This is a genomic window from Avibacterium sp. 20-129, assembly GCF_026226845.1.
In the GTDB taxonomy this organism is placed as follows: Bacteria; Pseudomonadota; Gammaproteobacteria; order Enterobacterales; family Pasteurellaceae; genus Avibacterium.
This window is the reverse complement of sequence record NZ_JAKKOE010000001.1, coordinates 1,419,985-1,441,742: the sequence shown is the minus strand read 5'-3', so window position 1 is coordinate 1,441,742 and position 21,758 is coordinate 1,419,985. Positions and strand designations below refer to the sequence as shown.

Sequence of the window (21,758 nt, the reverse complement as noted above, 5' to 3'; positions counted from 1 at the left end):
TATGGGTAAATTAACTTGTTTTAAAGCGTATGATATTCGTGGTCGTTTAGGCGATGAATTGAATGTGGATATTGTCTATCGCATTGGTCGAGCATTTGGACAGTTTTTAAAGCCTAAAACTATCGTTGTTGGTGGTGATGTGCGTTTAACCAGTAAAGAATTAAAAAGTGCCGTCACAAATGGCTTATTAGATTCTGGTGTGAACGTCATTGATTTGGGTGAAACGGGAACTGAGGAAGTTTACTTCGCCACTTCTTTTCTTAAAGCCGATGGCGGAATTGAAGTTACCGCAAGCCATAATCCAATGGATTATAACGGCTTAAAATTGGTGCGTGAGGGGTCGCGTCCAATTAGTGCGGATACTGGTCTTGCGGATATTCAGCGTTTAGCAGAGGAAAATCATTTTCCACCTGTAGAAAAACGAGGAGAGTATAAGCAACTTTCCGTGTTAGGTGATTACGTTGAGCATTTATTGTCTTATATCAATTTAGATAATTTAAAACCAATGAAATTGGTGATTAACTCAGGAAATGGCGCAGCAGGACACGTTATTGATGCGATTGAAGCGCAATTCCGAGCAAAACGCGTGCCAGTGGAATTTGTGAAAGTTCATAATAATCCAGATGGCACATTCCCAAATGGGATTCCAAACCCCATTTTGCACGAAAATCGTCAAGATACTATTGATGCGGTGCTTGCGCATAACGCAGATATGGGGATTGCTTTTGATGGTGATTTTGACCGTTGTTTCTTATTTGATGAAAAAGGCCATTTTATTGAAGGTTACTACATTGTTGGGTTGCTTGGTCAAGCTTTCTTGCAAAAAAATAAAGGGGCGAAAATCATTTATGATCCACGCCTGATTTGGAATACCATCAAATTAGTGGAAGAAAATGGCGGTGAGGCAGTATTGTCTAAATCTGGCCATTCTTTCATTAAAGAAAAAATGCGTGCTGTTGATGCTATCTATGGTGGGGAAATGAGCGCGCATCACTATTTCCGTGATTTCTTCTATTGCGACAGTGGAATGATCCCTTGGTTACTCGTAATGGAATTAGTTTGTACCACAGGCAAGTCTCTTGGTGAATTAGTGAACGAAAGTATTAATACTTTCCCATCACCGGGAGAAATTAATAGCAAACTGACGGATGCTAAGGCAGCGATTGATCGTGTACGGGCGGCCTATGAAAAAGACGCCATTTCGGTCAATGAAATTGATGGTATTAGTATTGAATATCCTACTTGGCGTTTCAATTTGCGTACCTCAAACACGGAGCCAGTCGTACGCTTAAACCTTGAAACTCGTGGTGATAAGCAATTAATGACAGAAAAAACCGAAGAAATTCTGGCGTTATTACGTCAATAATATGTAAAAAAGCACCGCACTTTGGTTTATGGTGTCGCATATCAACGTGGCTATCTGAGATAGCCGCTTTGCTATTTTCACGACAACCCTATTATTAAAGTGCGGTTGTTTTTTTAGAAATTTTAGAAAAGGAAAACCAATGAAAGTCATTATTCCTGTTGCAGGTCTTGGTACGCGAATGTTACCTGCGACAAAAGCCATCCCTAAAGAAATGCTGACGTTAGTAGATAAACCCTTGATCCAATATGTAGTGAATGAGTGTGCCGCAGCGGGGATAAAAGAAATTGTCCTGGTTACCCACTCTTCTAAAAATGCGATTGAAAACCACTTTGACACCTCTTTTGAGCTGGAAACAATGCTGGAAAAACGGGTAAAACGCCAGTTATTAGAAGAAGTCCGTTCCATTTGCCCGAAAGATGTTACCATTATGCACGTTCGTCAAGGTAACGCCAAAGGGTTAGGACACGCGGTATTATGCGCACGTCCAGTGGTAGGGGATGCCCCTTTTGCGGTTGTGTTACCTGATGTGTTATTAAGTGATTTCAGTGCAGATCAATGCAAAGAAAATCTAGCGGCAATGATCAAACGTTTTAAAGAAACCAATGCGAGCCAAATTTTAGTTGAGCCAGTTTCTGAACAGGATATTAGTAGCTATGGTATCGTAGATTGCCAAGGTGTGCAGTTTAACCCGGGTGAAAGTGCAAAGATTAAACGAATCGTAGAAAAACCCGCGGTGGAAGATGCTCCTTCTAATCTAGCTGTGGTGGGACGTTATGTTTTCTCAGCGAGCATTTGGGATTTATTAGCTAAAACCCCTATTGGTGTGGGGGATGAAATTCAATTAACAGATGCCATCGATATGTTAATTGAAAAAGAAGAGGTTGAAGCCTTTCATCAGACTGGGGGGAATTTCGATTGTGGTGATAAATTAGGCTATATGCAAGCCTTTGTGGAATATGGCGTAAATCACCCTAAATTAGGCAGTGAATTTAGTGCTTATTTGAAGCAATTTGTTAAAACGCTTTGATCGTTTTTATTCAGTAAAGGAATGAGGGTTAAACATCATTCCTTTTTTATTTTTCTTGTATATTTAAATTTTGTCAAAAATTTCCCCTTATTTTTAAGTGATTTTAATATTCTCCACGCGAATTCCTGAGAAATCCCCTCTCCCGCTTGACAATAAAATCATAAAACTCTATAACTTTCCCATTTTCTAGTGGAAAATCATTTTGATTATTTATTAATATAATATTAAATGCTGAGTTTTAAGAGGTTAATAAAATGTTATCTGGAAAAGATGTTGCGATTTTGGGAATGATGATTTTTTCTCTCTTCTTAGGTGCTGGGAATATTATTTTTCCACCAATGGAAGGATATTATGCTGGAAGTCTGTGGTTTTGGGGGGCGTTAGGGTTTCTATTAACAGGCGTACTTATGCCTTTTATTACCTTAATTGTCGTAACCTTAAAAGGCTGTGGGGAAGAACTTTCCCTCGATTTACCTAAGTGGGCTCAGGTGGCGTTCTGGACAATTTTATATTTAGTCATTGGCTCAACCTTTGCAATGCCGAGAGTCACAAATGTTGCTTATGAAATGGCGTGGCAGCCCTTGAATTTATTGTCTGGTGAGTATTCCCATATTATTTTTGTGACGGTATTTAACTTAATCGGAATGAGTTTTATGCTAGGGCGCAGTACAATGATTTCTAGCATTGGGAAATTTATGGCGCCTGCATTACTGGTACTATTAACCATTGTTGGGTTTGAAGTGGTGAATGCACCACTTTCAGATATTGTTGAACCAAGTCAGGCTTATAAAGATCATTCTGCGATTGCAACGGGGTTGATTGGTGGCTATCAAACAATGGACGTGCTTTCCGCTATGGCATTTGGTGGCATTGTCGCACGGGCATTAGCGGTGAAAGGGGTTTCAAATAAACGCGCGATTTTACGTTATACCCTGACAGCGGGCGCTGTCTCAGTGGTGTTATTGAGTTTACTTTACTTATGTCTCTTCTATTTAGGTGCGACGGGTGAACAAGTGGCTCAAACATCAACCAATGGTGGACAACTGTTTGCGCAATATGTGAATGCGTTATTTGGGCGTGAAGGATCTTGGATTATGAGTGCTATCGTGCTGTTAGCGAACTTAACAACCCTTGTCGGCGTCACCAGTGCTTGTGCGGATTATTTTTCAAAATTCCATCCTCGTTTAAATTACACCTTCTTCGTGGTGCTATTTACCATTTGTACCATTATTATTTCTGAAACAGGATTGAACACGTTATTACGCGTTACTATTCCAGCATTGTTATTAATTTATCCTATCGCCATTATGCTGGTTGTAATGCAATTATTACGTCATAAATTAGGCATTACTCGCACAGGGTACAACTTTATTATGGGGATTACTGCCTTATTTAGCGTAACTGATAGCCTAAAAAATATGGAATTATTACCGCACTTTATTCAGAACCTATTAGCGCATATACCGCTCCATCAGGAAGGCCTAACGTGGTTATTGCCAACCTTAGCAATGATGATGCTCTGCACGGTATTTAAAACAAAAAACGTTTCTGCCTAACATAAAGCCCTCCTTGTGAGGGCTTTATATTAAAGTGCGGTGCTTTTTTTATTATTTTGATCTTTCATTATTCAGCGGTAAAATTCGCACACGAAAATTGAACGAGAAAAAAATGATGCTAGATATTGTATTATATGAGCCAGAAATTCCCCAAAATACAGGAAATATTATTCGCCTATGTGCGAACACGGGATTTCGTTTGCATTTAATTGAGCCACTTGGCTTTACTTGGGACGATAAACGTTTGCGCCGTTCTGGCTTGGATTATCACGAATTTGCCGAAATTAAAAAGCACAAAACCTTTGCGGATTTTCTTGCCACAGAACAGCCTAAACGCTTATTTGCAATGACAACCAAAGGGCGTTTGGCACATAGCCAAGTTTCGTTTCAAGCTGGGGATTATTTAATGTTTGGGCCAGAGACCCGTGGTATTCCAATGGCGATTTTAGATGAAATGCCAATGGAACAAAAAATTCGCATTCCAATGACAGAAAATAGCCGCAGTATGAATTTATCTAATTCTGTTGCGGTAGCGGTTTATGAAGCGTGGCGGCAACTCAATTATTCTGGGGCGATCAATTTTGATCCCGAATGATAACAAAAAGGCACGAAATAATTCGTGCCTTTTTATTTGTTTTACGATTAATAATAAGAATGCTCACCGCGTTGATGCTCGGTTACATCTTTAGCGCCTTTCAATTCATCAGGGAACAAACTGACTAATTGTTTTTCAACCCCATCTTTAAGGGTAACATCAACCATTGAACAACCATTACAACCGCCGCCAAATTGTAAAATAGCATAGCCCTCTTCGGTTAAATCAATCAGCGTAATATGCCCACCGTGTCCTGCCAGTTGCGGATTAATTTGGGTTTGAATGACGTATTCTACACGCTCAATTAAAGGCGCATCATCTGCGACTTTACGCATTTTCGCATTGGGTGCTTTGAGCGTAAGCTGAGAGCCTAATTCTTCTGTCACATAATCAATTTCAGCGTCTTCCAAAAACGGTAAGCTCACCTCATCAACAAAGGCGGAAAAGGTATCGTATTTCATTTCGGTATCGGTAGCTTCTACACTGTTTGGCGGGCAGTAAGACACCCCACATTCCGCGCTTGGTGTTCCCGGATTAACCACAAAAATACGAATATTCGTGCCTTCTTCTTGTTGATCTAATAAACGGCGAAAATGAGCTTGTGCCGCATCAGAAATCGTAATTTGTTGCATTATTTATTCCTCAGTAATACTTGAGCTAGATAGTCAGGCATCATACCCCTAGATAGATTTTTTTTCCACCTTTTCTTTTATTCGGTATTTTCTATACACAAGATACTACTCGGTGTGGAAAGCCCGCGCTAATCCCCAAACTTGAATATTTTCTACGCCTAATTGACGAAAATGTTGAGCGATTTCATTTAAGGTTGAGCCAGTGGTGATCACATCATCAATCAATGCAATAGAGCGGTAATTGAATGTTTGGTTTTCAAACCTAAAGGCGTGTTTTAAATTTTGTTTACGCGCTTTAGCGTTTAAACCAAGCTGAGGGGGCGTGTGTTTTATGCGTTGAATAAATGATGAATGACAAGGAATAGCTAACCATTTTGCTAAACGCTTGGCGATTAAATCAGCCTGATTATAGCCTCGTTTCCACTGGCGAAAATGGTGCAGTGGCACAGGAAAAATGGCTTCTGGAAAGTGAAGGGAATGCTGTCGCCTTGCCTCATAAACCGCTAATAAAAGCAAGCGTGCTAGGGTATTGTCTAACCAAAAGAGATGGTGGAATTTAAATTGCTGAATTAATTTCGATAAAGGTGGATCATATTTGCTAACCATAACAATTTGATCCCAGCGAGGAGGAGTTGCTGTGCAATGTCCACAATGTTTAACGTAACTTGGCGTTGGCATTCCGCAACAACCACAATAGACGTAACGTTTCATTGCTTTATTGCAAGTTGTGCATATACCCTGTTTCTCTTGCGATAAAACTTGATGGCATAAGACACAACGAAAACCGAAAAAATTCACCAATTTTTCCACCGCACTTCTCTTTTGGTTGAACCCACTATAATTGATTTTTCTAAGAAAAACACTTTTTCTGATCAATTTTCCGATCTTGATCGCAAAAAATGGTAAAATTTGCTCAAAATTTAGTAAAAGAGGATAAAAATGACCGTACCTAACTATCGCAAGCAAATTAAAGCCGTTTTTTTTGATATTGATGAAACCTTATTTGTAAAAAATAAAGTTCATTTTCCAGAAAGTGGCAGACTTGCCATTCAAAAATTGCACGCGAACGGGATTTTAGTCGGCATAGCAACAGGGCGCGCACGTTGCAGTTTTCCCGCTAAAATTAATGAAATGGTGGCGCAAGAAGGGATTCACACTTTCGTCACAACCAACGGACAATTTGCTGTGCATAATGAAGAAGTGATTGAAAAACACCCTATTCCAACAGAAAAAGTGCAACGGCTAGTGAATTTCTTTGATCTTCATCATATTGCCTATGCGTTTGTTTCTAATGATAAAATTCGTGTTTCTGAAATGACGCCAATGTTAAAACACGCCCTTGATCCAATCACCACAGATTATCAAGTGGATAAAACCTATTATCAACAAAATGATGTGTACCAAGTGTTAGCATTTTATGCAGAAGACAAAGATGAACTCGTCGCGCAGGCACATATTTTGGACGATCTCAAAACCGTGCGTTGGCACGAAAATTCTGTCGATATTTTTGATGCGGAAGGCTCAAAAGCGAGAGGAATAGAAGCGATTGCCCGTCATCTTGGCTTTTCGATGGAAAATGTTATGGCATTTGGAGACGGCTTAAATGATCTCGAAATGCTCAGTGCAGTTGGCGTTGGCGTAGCAATGGGAAACGGACACGATACCTTAAAAGCCGTCGCCAATCACGTTACCGATCATATTGAACAAGACGGTATATATAATTTTCTTGTAAAATCTGGTTTGATTGAATAAGAAGGAAAACTAATGCTAAACCTTGATGCACTAAAAACAATGCGTCCCGTTATTATGACGCCAAGCCACGACGGGAAATATTTTCATAATTATGTGATTTCATTACTTAATTTGACAAGCTCAGCAACAAACCTTGGTTTGCACTTACAGATTTCTTTACAGCGTGGCGAAAGTTTAATTACACGAGCAAGAAATAATGCTGTCGCAGAATTTTTAGCGAATAAACAGTGGACACATTTATTTTGGATTGACTCCGATATTGGCTTTTCTGTTGAGGCGGCTTTGCGTTTACTACTTTCGGACTATGATATTGCCGCGGGAGTTTATCCCCTAAAATACGAACAATTTCCAAGTGAAATTCCTGCTGGAATGACAAAGCAAGAATTTGAATCTGCCAGCACAAGATACACGGTAAATACAGGACGTGTAGAAGGCGATAAAGTGCAATTAGAAATTTTACCTGATGGTTTTATGGAAATGGATGAAGCCCCAACAGGATTTATGTGCATAAAACGTGAAGTCTTTGAGAAAATGATCGCGTATTATCCCGAATTACAATATGTGCCAGATAGCATTGGCTATCAAGATTTAGGGCTACATTATCGTTTTTTTGATGTAATGATTGATCCACAGACTCACCGCTATCTTTCTGAAGATTACGGTTTTTGCTATTTATGGCGTAAAATGGGCGGCAAAGTATATATTGATTGCCAGTCTAATCTTACCCACCAAGGGGCAAAATTATATACTGGCGATTTTGCCAATTCACTTATTCATAACTTACCAAATGCAATTGGTGCGCCAGCAGGCAAAATGATGCAAGTGAATGGCTTGCAATATTTAAAAACGGAATAAAAAACAACCGCACTTATTAAAGTGCCTCTAACGAAGGAAATAGTATGGCGACTTTACAAAATGTTCTTGATGAACCAAATAAAAATACCATTTTTATGGTGTGGAATTTTCACGATAATCTCGATATTAAACCCGCATTCCAACAGCTTTGTGGTTTAGTGGGTAACTTAAATAATACAGCAAAAACACGTTTCCCCGATGCGAAAGCCAGCGTGGTGATGGGCATTGGACACGATGCGTGGCTACGCCTTGATTTACCTAAACCATTACCGAAAGAACTTGCCCCTTTTGAACCAATAAAGGGATCAAAATACACTGCAGTGGCAACGCGTGGTGATTTACATTTTCATATCCGTTGCGATCAGCCAAGTTATTGCTTTGATATTGCACAAAATATCGCAGATGTGTTGCGCGATGTGGCAAAATGTGTGGTCGATATTCAAGGGTTTCGTTATTGGGACGGGCGTAGTATTCTCGGTTTTGTGGACGGCACAGAAAATCCGCACGCTCCAGAAGAACGCATATTATTCGGTACCATCGGTGAAGAAGATCCCACTTACCAAGGCGGTAGTTATTTGTTCGTACAAAAATATGTACACGATATGCAAGCGTGGCGTGCATTACCTGTAAATGAGCAAGAAAAAGTATTTGGTCGTTCTAAAGCCGATGACATTGAAATGGACGATGATAGCAAGCCAAGCAACAGCCACAGCGCATTAGCCAATGTGGGCGATGATCGCAAAGTCATTCGCGACAATATGCCATTCTCCGCAAACGGCGAGGTGGGAACCTATTTTATTGCTTACGCGAATACCTTTACCACAGTACAAGCAATGCTAAACAATATGTTTATTGGTAACCCCGCTGGTAATTATGACCGCTTGCTTGATTTCAGCCGCACCCGCACAGGAACACTTTTCTTCGTCCCAACGTTAGATATGTTAGATGAATTTGCGGGGTAATTTTCATTAAATAACAAAAAGCCACCTAGTGTGGCTTTTTGTTTATTCTTGAAGAGGAATATCATTCTCTAACACCGCATTACCATTTTTCTCAAAACTTCAAATAAAATGCCTTCGTCAATTCCACAAAATCAGGGTGATATTGATTATTTTTGTCATAAATAATCAGTTGGGAATGTTGCATTGGCGCGGGGTGTTTGCGGAAAGTGAGCAACAGGCGTTGCGCGGGTTTGCCGATTTTGGTGATCACATCACATTGTTCTGTACAGTAAAGTGCGGTGCTTTTTTGCAAGATTTTTCCTGCGTCATAAGGAAGAATAAATTGGATTTTGCCCTGTTCATTCAAACATTGTGCTGCGATATTTAGCCAATCATTATGGCTCTGTTCAAGTGTATAACGAGCAAGATTGCGTTGGGGTGTTTTGCAATCTTGTGCAGGGGAAAAATAGGGCGGATTGGCTACAATTAAATCAAAAAGATGTGGGGGATTTTGTGCGAATGTTGCAATATCTGTATGATATAAGGTCATTTTTTCCGCCCAAGGGGAATGTTCAATATTTTCTTTTGCCTGCTCTGCGGCTGCGTGATCTCGCTCAACAGCACTAATCTGGCAATGTTGCGCGGTACGCTGGGCTAACATTAAGGCGATCAACCCTGTACCTGTGCCAAGATCTAACAGCGTCTGAGCCTCTTTGACATCTGCCCAAGCCCCAAGCAAAATGCCATCTGTCCCGACTTTCATCGCACAGCGATGGTGATTCACGTGAAATTGTTTAAAGGTAAAGCCCTGATTTTCCTTTGTCATAAACTTCCTAAAAATTGACCGCACTTTAAACGCAAAGTGCGGTATAATTCGCAACAATTTTCCTTAATAGTAACAAGAAATATGAACTTAGCACAATTTGAACAATTGGATCTCGCCCCTGAATTATTAAAAGCCCTAGTAAAAAAAGGCTATCAACGCCCTACTGCCATTCAGTTAGAAAGCATTCCAGCAGCGATGGCGGAACGAGATGTGCTAGGTTCAGCACCAACTGGCACAGGAAAAACTGCCGCTTTTTTATTACCTGCATTGCAACATTTGCTTGATAATCCACGTCGTAAACCCGGCACGCCAAGGGTGTTGGTTCTCACGCCAACCCGCGAATTAGCGATGCAAGTGGCAGAACAAGCGGAGCAATTGGCACAATTTACCTCTCTTGATATCACTACGATCACCGGTGGCGTAGCTTATCAAAATCACGGCGAGGTGTTTAATGATAATCAAGATTTGGTCGTCGCCACTCCCGGACGTTTATTGCAATATATTCAAGAAGAAAATTTTGATTGCCGTTCCGTAGAAATACTGATTTTTGACGAAGCGGATCGAATGTTGCAAATGGGCTTTGGGCAAGATGCGGAAAAAATTGCGGCGGAAACGCGCTGGCGCAAACAAACTTTACTCTTCTCAGCCACTTTAGAAGGTGAACTATTGAGGGATTTTGCAGGGCGATTACTCAATGATCCCGTACAGATTGATGCCGAACCAAGTCGCCGTGAGCGCAAAAAGATTCAACAGTGGTACTATCACGCAGATAGCGATGAACATAAAGTAAAATTGCTTGCCCGTTTTATTGAACAAGAAAAAGTGACTAAAGGCATTATTTTCGTTCGTCGCCGTGAAACCGTGCGTGAGCTTTCTGATACCTTGCGTAAACGCGGCATTCGTAGCACCTATTTAGAAGGGGAAATGGCGCAAACGCAACGCAATAATGCCATTGATAAACTCAAAAATGGCGTAGTTACCGTGCTAGTTGCCACCGATGTTGCCGCACGCGGTATTGATATTGATGACATCAGCCACGTGATGAATATGGATTTGCCTTACAGCGCAGACACCTATTTGCACCGTATTGGCCGTACCGCTCGAGCAGGTAAAAAAGGCGTCGCCGTGTCTTTTGTTGAAGCTCACGATTATAAGCTACTTGGCAAAATTAAACGTTATACTGAAGAGCTACTCAAACCACGCCTTATTGAAGGGTTAGAACCTCGCACTAAAGCTCCGAAAGATGGTGAAATAAAAAGTGTCAGTAAAAAACAAAAAGCACGTATTAAACAAAAACGTGCAGAAAAGAAAAAATCGGCACAACAGAAAAAAACCAAACTTCGCCATAAAGATACGAAAAATATTGGCAAACGACGCCAGCCAAGCGGAGGAGAGGGATAGCCCTCTCCTTTATTTCTACTTACTTCCCATTATTTTCTATTCGATACAAAAATTTGCAAACCGATTTCTTATAACTAAAAGAAATATCTATTCTCAATTAATTATTGGCTAGCCATAAAAAATTTCTCGCATAATACCTACACTTAATGAAGAAATGAGAGGAGAAGTTTATGCTTTGGACGATTTTTTCGGGAGGAATTCTCGGTGTTATTTTTGGCTTTGTATTGCAGCGTACGCGTTTTTGTATGACGGGTGGTTTTCGTGATATGTACACGGCGAAAAATAACAAAATGTTTTATGCCTTTTTACTGGCGATTTTAATTCAAAGCGTGGGGGTGCTGACGCTTGTAGAGCTAGGTTATGTTTCATCGCCTTATGAAGATTTTTCTTTGCTAGGTACGGTTTTGGGATCTTACTTATTCGGTATTGGCATTGTGCTTGCTAGTGGTTGTGCTACGGGGACGTGGTATCGTGCAGGCGAAGGGTTAATCGGAAGCTGGCTGGCGTTGGCAATGTATATGCTGAGCGCGGCAATGATGAAATATGGCGTGTTGGTAGAGTTCAAAAACAGTGTTACCCGCTATACTAGAATGAATGATAACCTTGCGGCTCAGTTGGGGATTTCTGTTTGGTGGTTAGTGGGATTATTGGCGATCGCGGTGGTATTTGGGATCTCTCGCACGCTAAGTAAACGTCCTAAAAATAAAGTGGCAACCTTACCTCAAAAATACCAAGGATTACGCCATTGGCTCTTTGAAAAGCGTTATCACCCCTTTGTTGCCGCGGTAGCAATTGGCATTATTGCGTTGGTCGCTTGGCCTGCGAGTGAAAGCACGGGGCGAGCCGGTGGATTGGGGATCACCACGCCTTCTGCAAACCTGATTCATTTTTTAGTAACGGGTGATGAAAAGCGGTTAAATTGGGGCGTGTTTTTGGTGATAGGTATTTTTATCGGTTCTTATCTTGCTGCAAAAGGAAGCCGTGAGTTTAGATGGCGCTTGCCCGATACTAAAACACTTTATCACAGTGTGCTAGGTGGATTTTCGATGGGCGTTGGTGCATCACTAGCGGGTGGTTGTACTATTGGTAATGGTTTAACAGCGACGGCGGTGATGAGTTCTAAAGGTTGGATCGCCCTTGCTTTCACCATTTTGGGCGTATGGACAATGGCACACATTTTATTTATTCGCCCACGTAAATTAGCGCTGGTGAACGCCTCAGCATAAGCATCATTGACAGAGAAGGAGATTAAGATGATCGTAAAATTAGAAACAGCAGGGTTGGTTTGTCCATTTCCATTGGAAGAGGCTAAAGCGGCAATGGCAAAATTAAATGCTGGTGATGGCATTGAAATTGAATTTGATTGTACTCAAGCCACAGAGGCGATACCCAACTGGGCAGCTGAGGAAGGTTATGACGTGACCCATTTCGATCAAATTGGCGATGCGAAATGGACGATTACGGTGGTGAAATAGCCTTTCTTTCAAGTGCGGTGGAAAATTCTTCATTTTTTCACCGCACTTTGATCTCGTTCTTTTCCTACATATCCCCTTGACGAATACGCCATTGAAGCGTAACATTCCGCACGATTTAGCAACAAGAGGACACACACTTTGGACAGTCATAGTCGATACCCAATTTATCGTTGATCTAAATCTCGTCCTCCACTTATCGGCGAGATTTCGCAGGTAAGTTTCATTACCTCAATTATTAGGTATCTTTAATTAAATAATCAAAAATTTTGTACCGCACTTTTGTGTTGATTATTTAGTTTTCTTTTGTTCATCGGGTTTGTTCATAATCCCCCAAGGAGTATGACAAAATGATTAATGCTTTTGCACTAGAAAATGCACGTTTAATTCGGCTAGATGACGGTGATGAAAATCTTAATGCGGCCATTTGGATTGATTTACTCGAACCCTCAGGCGAAGAACGTGAAATGTTGCAACAAGGTTTAGGACAAAGTTTGGCATCCTTCCTCGAATTGGAAGACATTGAGGCATCAGCACGTTTTTTTGAAGATGAAGATGGCTTACATTTGCACTCGTTTTTCTATTGTGAAGATGAAAATGATTACGCTGACTTGGCTAGCGTAGCGTTCACCTTGCGTGATGGACGCTTATTCACCCTGCGTGATCGTGAACTTCCTGCTTTCCGTTTATATCGAATGCGTTCACGTAGCCAGCGTTTAATTGAATGTAATGCTTATGAAGTGTTATTAGATTTATTTGAGACAAAAATCGAGCAACTTGCTGATGTTATTGAAAACGTCTATGCGGATTTAGAAAAATTAAGCCGTGTTATCTTAGAAGGAAAACAAGGTGAGGCGTTTGATGAGGCATTGGCAACCTTAACGGAACAAGAAGATGCCAGTTCCAAAGTGCGCTTATGTTTGATGGATACGCAACGTGCATTGAGCTTTTTAGTGCGCAAAACACGTTTGCCCGCCAATCAGTTAGAACAGGCACGTGATATTTTACGCGATATTGAATCTCTCCAACCGCATAATGAATCCTTATTCCAAAAAGTGAATTTCTTAATGCAAGCGGCAATGGGTTATATCAATATTGAACAGAATAAGATTATGAAATTCTTCTCAGTTGTTTCGGTAATGTTTTTACCTGCAACACTTGTCGCATCGACTTATGGAATGAACTTTGAATTTATGCCAGAATTGCATTTAAAATATGGCTATCCAATGGCAATTGGCTTAATGATCGTCGCCGCGCTTACGCCTTATATTTATTTTAAACGTAAAGGCTGGTTATAATTTTTAAGGAGGAAATAATGGGTTTAAATTCCCTTCAATTTTTAGTTTATACATTAATTAATGTGTTTAGTTTCGTCTTAATTTTACGCACTTGGTTTCAATATAGCCGTGTGGATTTTTATAATCCTTTTTCGCAAACCTTAGTCAAATTTACACAACCAGTGGTTGCGCCTTTACAAAAATTTCTTCCTACGGTTAAAGGATTAAATACCGCGGCATTAGTGCTATGTATTATTTTAGGTACAATAAAATACCCTTTGATTGATTTATTGGGTTCAGCAGAACTTGCGGCAAGCCCACAAGCTTATCTTTTTATTGGCTTGCTACATACCTTACGCACACTCGGGGAAACGGTGATTTATGTGTTATTTATCCAAGCCATTTTGAGCTGGTTTAATCGTGGGCAAAATCCATTGCAATATACCCTTTATCAACTGACAGAGCCTTTGCTTAATCCTATTCGCCGTATTTTACCGAATACAGGAATGATTGATTTTTCCCCAATGTTGTTGGCATTTTTGTTATTTTATGCCAACCGTGTTATGTACGATATTGCCCCTATCTTATGGCAACTTGCTTAATGAATGCCGTCGAACAAACAGAGCAAGGAATTCGGTTGCGGATTTTTCTGCAACCGAAAGCAAGTAAAGACCAACTTGTTGGCTTACACGACAACGAGCTAAAAATTACCCTTACCGCTCCGCCCATTGATGGCCAAGCCAACGCATATTTGGTTAAATTCCTAAGCAAACTATTCAAAGCACCCAAAAGCAGTATTATTATCGAAAAAGGCGAACTCAACCGCCATAAACAAATTTTTATTCCTGCACCCAAAATTATTCCTGAACAGGTTTTGGCATTATTGGATAAGAAAAATGCTCTCAATTCGTGAGAGCATTTTTATTTTTTAGAATTGATAATTAAAGGTTGCTATCATCTTGCGTTCTTGATGGTTGTTAGTTTGTACACTGAAATCAAAGGTGTAATTACCAATATTTTTGGCAATTCCGAGTTTGCCTATCCATTCTTGTTTTGAACGAGTGAGTTTGTATTCTTGTCCATTTAATTGAAGACGATATGGTTCATCTAAGTTTACTTTCCAAGTTGGCTCAAGGTAAAGTGCTATGCCACCAATATGGTAGCTAAATTTACTTGATAGCTGTGTTTGAACAGCAAAATGATGGGCGAGTTTGCCATCATCTGGCAGTTTGCTATCTAGTAGGTAAGAACCTAGCACACCAACGCGTGGTTGAATGGTAAATTGGCTAATAGCAAAGGTTTTATCATAACCAAGATAAAGGTCGAGATAATCTGCGTGTACAGTGCTATCAAAAACGTGACGATAACGAATAAAGCTAGAAAAATCATACCATTTCGCGTTAGTACCAATACCTAACTGATGAATATCATTATAACGATATTCTGCAAACGCCCCGACTTTTGTATGATCATTCAAGGATTGGTTAAACCCTGTTTGGAATTTTCCACCTAACCCCTGTTTATTGCTTTCACTTAATGTCGCTGTGAAATAATGATCATAGTTGAAGTTATCAATGATAGAAACATCTACATCGGTTAGATTTCTTAGGGTTTTTGCATATTTATCAAGATAATCTTGGCTAAACGCAACCTGTTCAGAGGATGTTTGAGCGGTAAGATTTTCTTCTTCATCATTAGATTCCACCGTTTCTTCTAAGGTTACAGTATGATTATTATCCTCAATTTGGGTTGGTGTAGGCGTTGTGCTGCCTTTATCATCCTTATCCACATTAGATTCAACGGCATTGTCTGATGTATCCGAGAGTGTATCCGTATTGTTATTTGATGTTACCGCTGGATTATCTTCAGAATTTTCAGATGTGGTTTCTGTTTTTGGGGGTTCTACGGAGTTATTTTCCTTATACTGGCTTTCCTCAATAGCTGAGAAATATTTTTGGTGATTATCAAGCTTAAAGGTAAATTCTGTTTTTTCTCCTAAAATTGTGGCAGTGACATCATTACCAACTTGTAAGATATATTTACCAAGTACTGACAAATTAATTTCATCATTAAGTGTCGAAGTTGGATCAGCAACATACACATCTAATCGCCCATTTTCTTCTGTTTTGATAACAGAAAGCGGTTTATTAACAGATAAACCATCAACTTCCCCAGCTTCGAAGAAATTAATAAATAGACTGTTGCCAGATTTTACAGCGTGTTGTTGTGCATTTTGTCGTAGAATTTGAATGGTGTTTGTATCAAAATGGTTTGCTTCATCTGCACGATAACCCGGCATAATGAGGTAAGCATAACTCGCCTCTTTTGGTTTTGTTCCGTGGTTTAACCAAATTTTAGCAAATTCTGTTGAACCATCTTTACCCTTCTCAATAGCCGTATAGGGTTGCTGCTTATCAAGGATTTTATAACTGATAGTTTGTTGCGTGGCAGGATCGGTAAAAGAAATGGTATCACCAACGTGAGATAAAGTTTGCTTACCATTGATGACTCTATTATCAATTGTTGTTAATACTTCACCTTTATCTGTACTAGCAATATTTGAGCCTAGCGCGAGTACCATATCACCTAGCAGAACCCAAGATTTTTTCGCAGTCGTCTTATCATTATAAGACGTGAAATCCATTGCAATAATGGCTTTAGTGGCATTGCCTTGTGAACCATCTGCCTTAATACCATTATCTACACCACCTACAAAGGTTTTACTACTACGATCTTTTAAATATCGACGTTGCTTAGAGCCATCTTTCCGAATAGCGGTGCTTTCGGTCGTTCCCGGTAGCATATAGGTATCGACATTATGCCAATAATTTGTAAATGAATCGGTACCTTGGTTATCATAAATATAGGTCATTCCATCACCAGTGTACCAACCTTGAAGGTTCTCACCATTCATACTTTCATAGGCAGCAGTCCGATTAGAATGCATTGCAATAATCACTGTTCCCTTAGGACTTTTTTGCACAGCACGATCCATAAAAGAAAAGCGTTTTACCCCAATGGTTTCGGTTGGTTTAATATTTGGGTTATCAAGGATATTTTTTAAAATATTCCGCACTGTATTGTTTGGCGCATCCTCAATAGAATAATGCTGTTCAAGTAGCGTGCGTTTTAATAGTCCTTGTAATGCCGGTTTGTATTTTTCTGGCGCACTATCAATTAATAAGGAAATATCACTAATAAAGCGTTTTGCACGGGTAATATCACTACTATTTTCTCGTGTTATAGCACGTCCATTTACAGCGTCATTCATTCCTCCATTTACTAATAACCAGCTATATCCTTTAAGAAGTGACTCATAAATATTATCCATTTTGGGATCACTAAAAACAAAGCTTGGTGAATCTTTAAGCATATAAGCAAAAAGTCCTAATCCTTCAATTAAGACAGAGGCATAAGTGCCATTGTAAGCCACAGAAGAGTGTTGAATAAATGAACCATCAGCATAAAATCCATCATTTAATGTTGCATCATCTGTATCTCTGATTCCATTTTTAAGCTCGCCCACATCATAAATTGCTTGAATAGCCTGTTGAACCTCCTCATTATTATGAGTTAATAAACCGCGTGCCAGTGATACAGTTGAAGTATCCGTGCGGTTTCCACCTGTACTTGTTCTTTCATATTTTGATGTGGAATATTTCGCCGCTTCAGCATTTGCGCCACTTTTTGTTGGATCTGGTTGGAAATACGTTGTCGCAGCGATTAATTTTTCTTTCAAATCAGCTGGTATGTCATCGTTCATCAAAATTAAGACATCATTTAACGATTTTGGAATACCAATTTCCCAGTGCCACCAGTTACCATATTCTTTACCGCCGACTTGATAACCGCCCGTATGAATTTTTTCCAAAGAAGAGATAATTAACTGTTTAGTCTCTTGGTTTTGGTAAAATTGTGAGCCAGATTTATTATAGCCTACGGCTAAATCTCTGATTGTATTCACTGTTGAGCGAATTTTTGCGCCAGCTGTTTTTTGTTCACTAAAATCAAACGTATCGTTATTTAATAATGCCTGTTGTGCATTGCTAGCCATATTATTTGTGGTATCTACTGATATCCCTGTAAGGTGAGTTTTCCAGTTTTGCAAGATTTGATCATAGGCATTTTGTGTTTTGCCCTGTTCTACGGTTAAAACAGAATTTGTTACAGCTTGGACAGGGAAAGTTGGAATGGCGGCTAACATCACGGGAGCTAGCATACACATCACTTTTGATAAACGAAATTGAGGCATTTTTTTCTCCTTAACTAATAGTAGTAATGCACGTTATGCTACGCGGATGAAAAAGAGAACTCAATTTCTCTGTTTTGAAAATATGAACAAGATCACAATAAAAATAAAACGCTTTTTTATTTTTATATGTTGGATGTTAAATATAAGAGAATAATACATTACAAAGATATGATTATTGAATGGCACACTAAACGGTCGTGAAAGTTAATGAAGGACGGTATTGAGGAATTGAACAACAGAGGATTTGTTCTACGAAACAAAAGTGCGGTATATTTTCACCGCACTTTTTATATAACTAAAAAATCTAACCAATAAATTTTTATTCTTTTTCAATCAGCAATTTTATTGTTTAGAATGATTGCTCGTTTATGACTTCAATAGGGAAGAAAAATGAATTGGCAGTATGTTTTTGACAATATTCCAAAATTTATTGATGCCAGCATTATCACTTTACAGCTATCGTTTTTGAGTATTGTGTGTTCTCTCCTTATTGGGTTTTTGTGTGCTGTGGTAACCAGCTATAACGTTCGTTTTTTGCATTCCTTCGCTAAAGTCTATATTGAACTTTCTCGTAATACCCCATTGTTGATCCAGCTTTTCTTCCTTTATTTTGGATTATCCAAATTGGGAATTAAGTTAGAGGGATTTACTTGCGCCATTGTGGGCTTAAGTTTTCTTGGGGGAAGCTATATGGCTGAGGCGATTCGAGCGGGGATTGAAAGTGTTCCAAAAGGGCAAGTTGAATCGGCTTTGAGCTTAGGATTAACACCCACACAAGCTTTTATTTATGTCATCACGCCGCAAGCCTTAAGCCTTTCACTGCCTGCGATTGGGGCAAACTGTCTTTTTTTAATGAAAGAAACCTCTATTGCCAGTGCGATTGCCATTGCAGAATTAATGTTTATGGCAAAAGAGTTAATTGGCTTAGATTATAAAACGAACGAAGCATTATTTTTATTAGTCACCTTTTATCTCATTATCTTATTGCCAGTTTCATTTTTTATTCATTATTTAGAAAAACGTAGCCGTTACGCTAAATATGGGAGGATTTAATGGGATTAGCTATTTTATTAGATGGAAATAACCTTCAACGGTTATTAAATGGTTTAGCCGTAACCGCAGAAATTGCATTTCTTTCCGTATTATTTTCTTGCGTTTTAGGCATATTACTTGGCATTGCAATGACAAGCCAGCAAAAAATAATACGAGGAGTTTGTCGTTTATATTTGGAAATAGTGCGAATTATTCCTTTATTAGTTTGGTTATTTATTGCGTATTTTGGTTTAGCTAAGTGGTTCAATATTCATTTAAATGGAATGGCAGTATGTATTTTAGTATTTATTTTTTGGGGAACTGCTGAAATGGGCGATTTAATGCGTGGGGCATTAAGTTCTATTGAAAAACATCAAAGAGAATCTGCTTATGCCCTAGGATTGAACGCAACACAAACCTTCCTATATGTATTGCTTCCGCAAAGTTTAAAACGGGTTACACCAAGTGCAATTAATTTATTTACCCGAATGATTAAAACCAGTTCATTAGCAATGTTAATTGGCGTGTTAGATGTAGTAAAAGTAGGGCAACAAATTATCGAAACCTCCTTATTTACTGATCCTTCTGCTGCATTTTGGATTTATGGACTTATTTTTCTTTTATATTTCGCAATTTGTTATCCCTTATCTCGATTTTCTCGCTATATGGAAAATCATTGGGAACAGTAAAAGGAAATCAAAATGGCATTATTAGAAATAAAACAACTGATAAAAAAATATGAAAAAACTACCGCACTTCAAGGAATTAATTTAGCTATAAAAAAGGGCGAAGTTGTGGTGTTGCTTGGGCCTTCAGGCTGCGGAAAAAGCACCTTACTACGTTGCATTAATGGGCTGGAATCCATTCAAAGTGGCGAAATTACCTTGCAAGATCAAGGTGTATTAGGCAAACACGTGCCTTGGGTAAAAGCGCGCCAGCATATTGGAATGGTTTTTCAAAACTATGAATTATTTTCTCATCTTTCAGTGATTGACAATATTTTGCTTGGGCCAATAAAAGTTCAGAAACGCTTGCGTACGGAAGTAGAAAAGCAGGCTGATGAATTACTTAAACGAGTAGGGTTGCAAGATCGCAAAAATGCCTATCCGCGTGAGCTTTCTGGTGGGCAAAAACAGCGTATCGCGATTGTACGTTCTTTATGTATGAACCCAGAAATTATGTTGTTTGATGAAGTTACCGCAGCCCTTGATCCCGAAATGGTGCGTGAAGTGTTAGATGTGATTTTAGCACTTGCTAAAGAAGGAATGACAATGCTCATTGTTACGCACGAAATGGCGTTTGCTCGCCAAGTGGCTGATCGCATTATTTTTATGGATGCAGGAAAAATTGTGGAGGAAAACACGCCAGACTTATTTTTCACTAACCCGACTTCCGATCGGGCAAAAGCCTTTTTAAACATCTTAAACTATGAACCAAGAGGAATAGACTATGCAGAAAACATTTAAAAAAATCACCGCACTTTTTGCCACCACATTGCTTGCAGTTAGCTTAACGGCGTGTAATGACAACGAAAGTAATAACGCACAAAATCGTCTTCAGCAGTTACAGAAAGCTGATAGCATACGCATTGGCGTTTTTAGTGATAAACCGCCTTTTGGCTATGTAGATAATCAAGGTAAAAGCCAAGGTTTTGATGTAGAAATTGCTAAAGCTATTGGAAAAGATTTGCTTGGTGATGAAAACAAAGTGCAATATGTTTTAGTGGAAGCGGCAAATCGCGTGGAATATTTACAGTCTAACAAAGTAGATATTATTCTCGCCAACTTTACCGTTACCCCAGCCCGAAAAGAAGCGGTGGATTTCGCCAAACCTTATATGCAAGTCGCGTTGGGCGTGGTATCAAAAGATGGCGCGGTTATCACTGACATCAATCAATTAGCAGGCAAAACCTTGTTAGTCAATAAAGGCACAACGGCAGATGCTTACTTCAGCAAAAATTACCCCAATATCAAATTATTAAAATTTGAACAAAATACAGAAACCTTTGACGCTTTAAGAGATGGACGTGGCGATGCACTTGCCCACGATAACACCTTGCTCTTTGCTTGGGCAAAAGAAAATCCGGGCTTTACCGTTGGGATAAAAAACCTGGGTGATCAAGATGTTATTGCGCCTGCAGTGAAAAAAGGGGACAGCGCATTGCGTGCGTGGCTAGATCAGGAAATCGAGAAATTAAGCGAAGAAGGCATTTTAAAACAAGCTTATGATAAAACCTTGTTGCCTGTTTATGGTGATACCATCAGTGAAAAAGAAATCTTAGTAGCTTATTAAGCTTAAACCTGAAGAATAACAAAAAGTGCGGTATGTTTTCACCGCACTTTTTCGTTCTATAAATCCTCTTATTTGATTTGAATATTCACTTTATAACGTGAAGTTAAATTTTTAATGGATTGAGCTTTAGGCTGGAGTACGCGGACTTCATAACGCCCTGTTTTGGGTAGCGTATAAGGTTCATTTTGTACAAAATCATCGTTACCATAAATAATCGCTTCCGCTGCGCCTTTTGTGTTTAAGTTAAAGGTTAAGGTTTGCCCTGCTTTGGCATAAAACGCATAAGTGCGACATTGCCAACCTTTAATTTTCCCATTGTAGCTGGCTGAAGACGCACCCTTTTTAAATTTCACATTGGTAACGGGACAATCAGCCGCATAACTTGGTACCGTTGCTAAAATGGCTGAACCAATGACAATGGCTGAAGCCAAGGTTTTTATCGCTTTCATAAATAACTCCTAAATGTGTTTTTGATAAGCCTA

The 21,758-nt window shown here is 39.4% G+C and carries 22 protein-coding genes; 17 read left to right on the top strand and 5 right to left on the bottom strand.

What is annotated here, in order from left to right:
• Position 1: 1 nt before the first annotated feature.
• The 4 genes from L5B90_RS06890 (at position 2) to trmL (ending at position 4,544) form a co-directional block, all read left to right on the top strand.
• Entirely contained in the window at positions 2-1,366 is a 1,365-nt protein-coding gene (locus tag L5B90_RS06890) for a phosphomannomutase CpsG (protein WP_250351283.1), read from the top strand.
• 139 nt (positions 1,367-1,505) lie between these two features.
• On the top strand, positions 1,506-2,393 hold the full coding sequence (gene galU, locus L5B90_RS06885; protein WP_265762452.1) for a UTP--glucose-1-phosphate uridylyltransferase GalU: 888 nt from the start codon (positions 1,506-1,508) through the stop codon (positions 2,391-2,393).
• Positions 2,394-2,647: 254 nt separating this feature from the next.
• Complete coding sequence (gene brnQ, locus L5B90_RS06880) at positions 2,648-3,949, top strand: branched-chain amino acid transport system II carrier protein (RefSeq protein WP_265762451.1); 1,302 nt, start codon at positions 2,648-2,650, stop codon at positions 3,947-3,949.
• A gap of 115 nt (positions 3,950-4,064) precedes the next feature.
• A complete protein-coding gene (trmL, locus tag L5B90_RS06875) occupies positions 4,065-4,544 on the top strand; it encodes a tRNA (uridine(34)/cytosine(34)/5-carboxymethylaminomethyluridine(34)-2'-O)-methyltransferase TrmL (protein WP_250351623.1) in 480 nt (159 codons plus the stop codon).
• Positions 4,545-4,591: 47 nt separating this feature from the next.
• Here trmL and nfuA read toward each other — a convergent pair whose 3' ends face one another.
• Together nfuA and L5B90_RS06865 are read right to left on the bottom strand one after the other, a co-directional pair.
• Complete coding sequence (gene nfuA / locus L5B90_RS06870) at positions 4,592-5,176, bottom strand: Fe-S biogenesis protein NfuA (protein ID WP_250351286.1); 585 nt, start codon at positions 5,174-5,176, stop codon at positions 4,592-4,594.
• Positions 5,177-5,281: 105 nt separating this feature from the next.
• A complete protein-coding gene (locus tag L5B90_RS06865) occupies positions 5,282-5,974 on the bottom strand; it encodes an amidophosphoribosyltransferase (RefSeq protein ID WP_250351624.1) in 693 nt (230 codons plus the stop codon).
• 141 nt (positions 5,975-6,115) lie between these two features.
• Between L5B90_RS06865 and L5B90_RS06860 the strand changes: the two genes are divergently transcribed.
• Genes L5B90_RS06860 through L5B90_RS06850 form a run of 3 tightly spaced genes read left to right on the top strand, consistent with a single transcriptional unit; the run spans position 6,116 to position 8,745 of the window.
• Positions 6,116-6,928: a Cof-type HAD-IIB family hydrolase gene (locus L5B90_RS06860; protein ID WP_250363829.1), complete on the top strand. Its 813-nt coding sequence runs from the start codon at positions 6,116-6,118 to the stop codon at positions 6,926-6,928.
• Between the two features lie 12 nt (positions 6,929-6,940).
• Entirely contained in the window at positions 6,941-7,783 is an 843-nt protein-coding gene (locus L5B90_RS06855; protein ID WP_250363830.1) for a hypothetical protein, read from the top strand.
• Between the two features lie 44 nt (positions 7,784-7,827).
• Complete coding sequence (locus L5B90_RS06850; RefSeq protein WP_265762450.1) at positions 7,828-8,745, top strand: Dyp-type peroxidase; 918 nt, start codon at positions 7,828-7,830, stop codon at positions 8,743-8,745.
• A gap of 91 nt (positions 8,746-8,836) precedes the next feature.
• Here L5B90_RS06850 and L5B90_RS06845 read toward each other — a convergent pair whose 3' ends face one another.
• A complete protein-coding gene (locus L5B90_RS06845) occupies positions 8,837-9,550 on the bottom strand; it encodes a tRNA1(Val) (adenine(37)-N6)-methyltransferase (RefSeq protein WP_265762449.1) in 714 nt (237 codons plus the stop codon).
• An 81-nt stretch (positions 9,551-9,631) separates the two neighbouring features.
• On the opposite strand from L5B90_RS06845, the gene srmB reads away from it, so the two are divergent.
• From srmB to yggU, 6 genes are all read left to right on the top strand, one after another.
• On the top strand, positions 9,632-10,951 hold the full coding sequence (gene srmB / locus L5B90_RS06840; protein ID WP_265762448.1) for an ATP-dependent RNA helicase SrmB: 1,320 nt from the start codon (positions 9,632-9,634) through the stop codon (positions 10,949-10,951).
• Between the two features lie 170 nt (positions 10,952-11,121).
• On the top strand, positions 11,122-12,177 hold the full coding sequence (locus L5B90_RS06835) for a YeeE/YedE family protein (RefSeq protein WP_250351293.1): 1,056 nt from the start codon (positions 11,122-11,124) through the stop codon (positions 12,175-12,177).
• Between the two features lie 27 nt (positions 12,178-12,204).
• Complete coding sequence (locus tag L5B90_RS06830) at positions 12,205-12,426, top strand: sulfurtransferase TusA family protein (RefSeq protein WP_250363835.1); 222 nt, start codon at positions 12,205-12,207, stop codon at positions 12,424-12,426.
• A 347-nt stretch (positions 12,427-12,773) separates the two neighbouring features.
• A complete protein-coding gene (gene corA / locus L5B90_RS06825) occupies positions 12,774-13,721 on the top strand; it encodes a magnesium/cobalt transporter CorA (protein ID WP_250351295.1) in 948 nt (315 codons plus the stop codon).
• A 17-nt stretch (positions 13,722-13,738) separates the two neighbouring features.
• Positions 13,739-14,302 (top strand): YggT family protein, encoded by a 564-nt coding sequence (locus L5B90_RS06820; RefSeq protein ID WP_265762447.1) that lies wholly within the window; start codon positions 13,739-13,741, stop codon positions 14,300-14,302.
• Complete coding sequence (gene yggU / locus L5B90_RS06815) at positions 14,302-14,613, top strand: DUF167 family protein YggU (protein WP_265762563.1); 312 nt, start codon at positions 14,302-14,304, stop codon at positions 14,611-14,613. Before L5B90_RS06820 ends, yggU begins: the two co-directional genes overlap by 1 nt.
• A gap of 15 nt (positions 14,614-14,628) precedes the next feature.
• Here yggU and L5B90_RS06810 read toward each other — a convergent pair whose 3' ends face one another.
• Complete coding sequence (locus tag L5B90_RS06810) at positions 14,629-17,952, bottom strand: polysaccharide lyase 8 family protein (RefSeq protein ID WP_265762446.1); 3,324 nt, start codon at positions 17,950-17,952, stop codon at positions 14,629-14,631.
• A 390-nt stretch (positions 17,953-18,342) separates the two neighbouring features.
• On the opposite strand from L5B90_RS06810, the gene L5B90_RS06805 reads away from it, so the two are divergent.
• Genes L5B90_RS06805 through L5B90_RS06790 form a run of 4 tightly spaced genes read left to right on the top strand, consistent with a single transcriptional unit; the run spans position 18,343 to position 21,276 of the window.
• Complete coding sequence (locus tag L5B90_RS06805) at positions 18,343-19,005, top strand: amino acid ABC transporter permease (RefSeq protein ID WP_265762445.1); 663 nt, start codon at positions 18,343-18,345, stop codon at positions 19,003-19,005.
• The gene (locus L5B90_RS06800) at positions 19,005-19,673 is read left to right on the top strand and encodes an amino acid ABC transporter permease (protein WP_250351299.1); all 669 of its coding nucleotides are present in this window, start codon (positions 19,005-19,007) and stop codon (positions 19,671-19,673) included. The genes L5B90_RS06805 and L5B90_RS06800 overlap by 1 nt, the downstream gene beginning before the upstream one ends.
• A 12-nt stretch (positions 19,674-19,685) precedes the next feature.
• The gene (locus L5B90_RS06795) at positions 19,686-20,450 is read left to right on the top strand and encodes an amino acid ABC transporter ATP-binding protein (protein ID WP_250351300.1); all 765 of its coding nucleotides are present in this window, start codon (positions 19,686-19,688) and stop codon (positions 20,448-20,450) included.
• Entirely contained in the window at positions 20,434-21,276 is an 843-nt protein-coding gene (locus tag L5B90_RS06790) for a cysteine ABC transporter substrate-binding protein (protein WP_250363839.1), read from the top strand. Before L5B90_RS06795 ends, L5B90_RS06790 begins: the two co-directional genes overlap by 17 nt.
• Positions 21,277-21,344: 68 nt before the next feature.
• On the opposite strand, the gene L5B90_RS06785 is transcribed toward L5B90_RS06790, so the two are convergent.
• Positions 21,345-21,725, bottom strand: a complete 381-nt coding sequence (locus L5B90_RS06785) for a hypothetical protein (RefSeq protein ID WP_250351302.1) — start codon at positions 21,723-21,725, stop codon at positions 21,345-21,347.
• Positions 21,726-21,758: the final 33 nt, after the last annotated feature.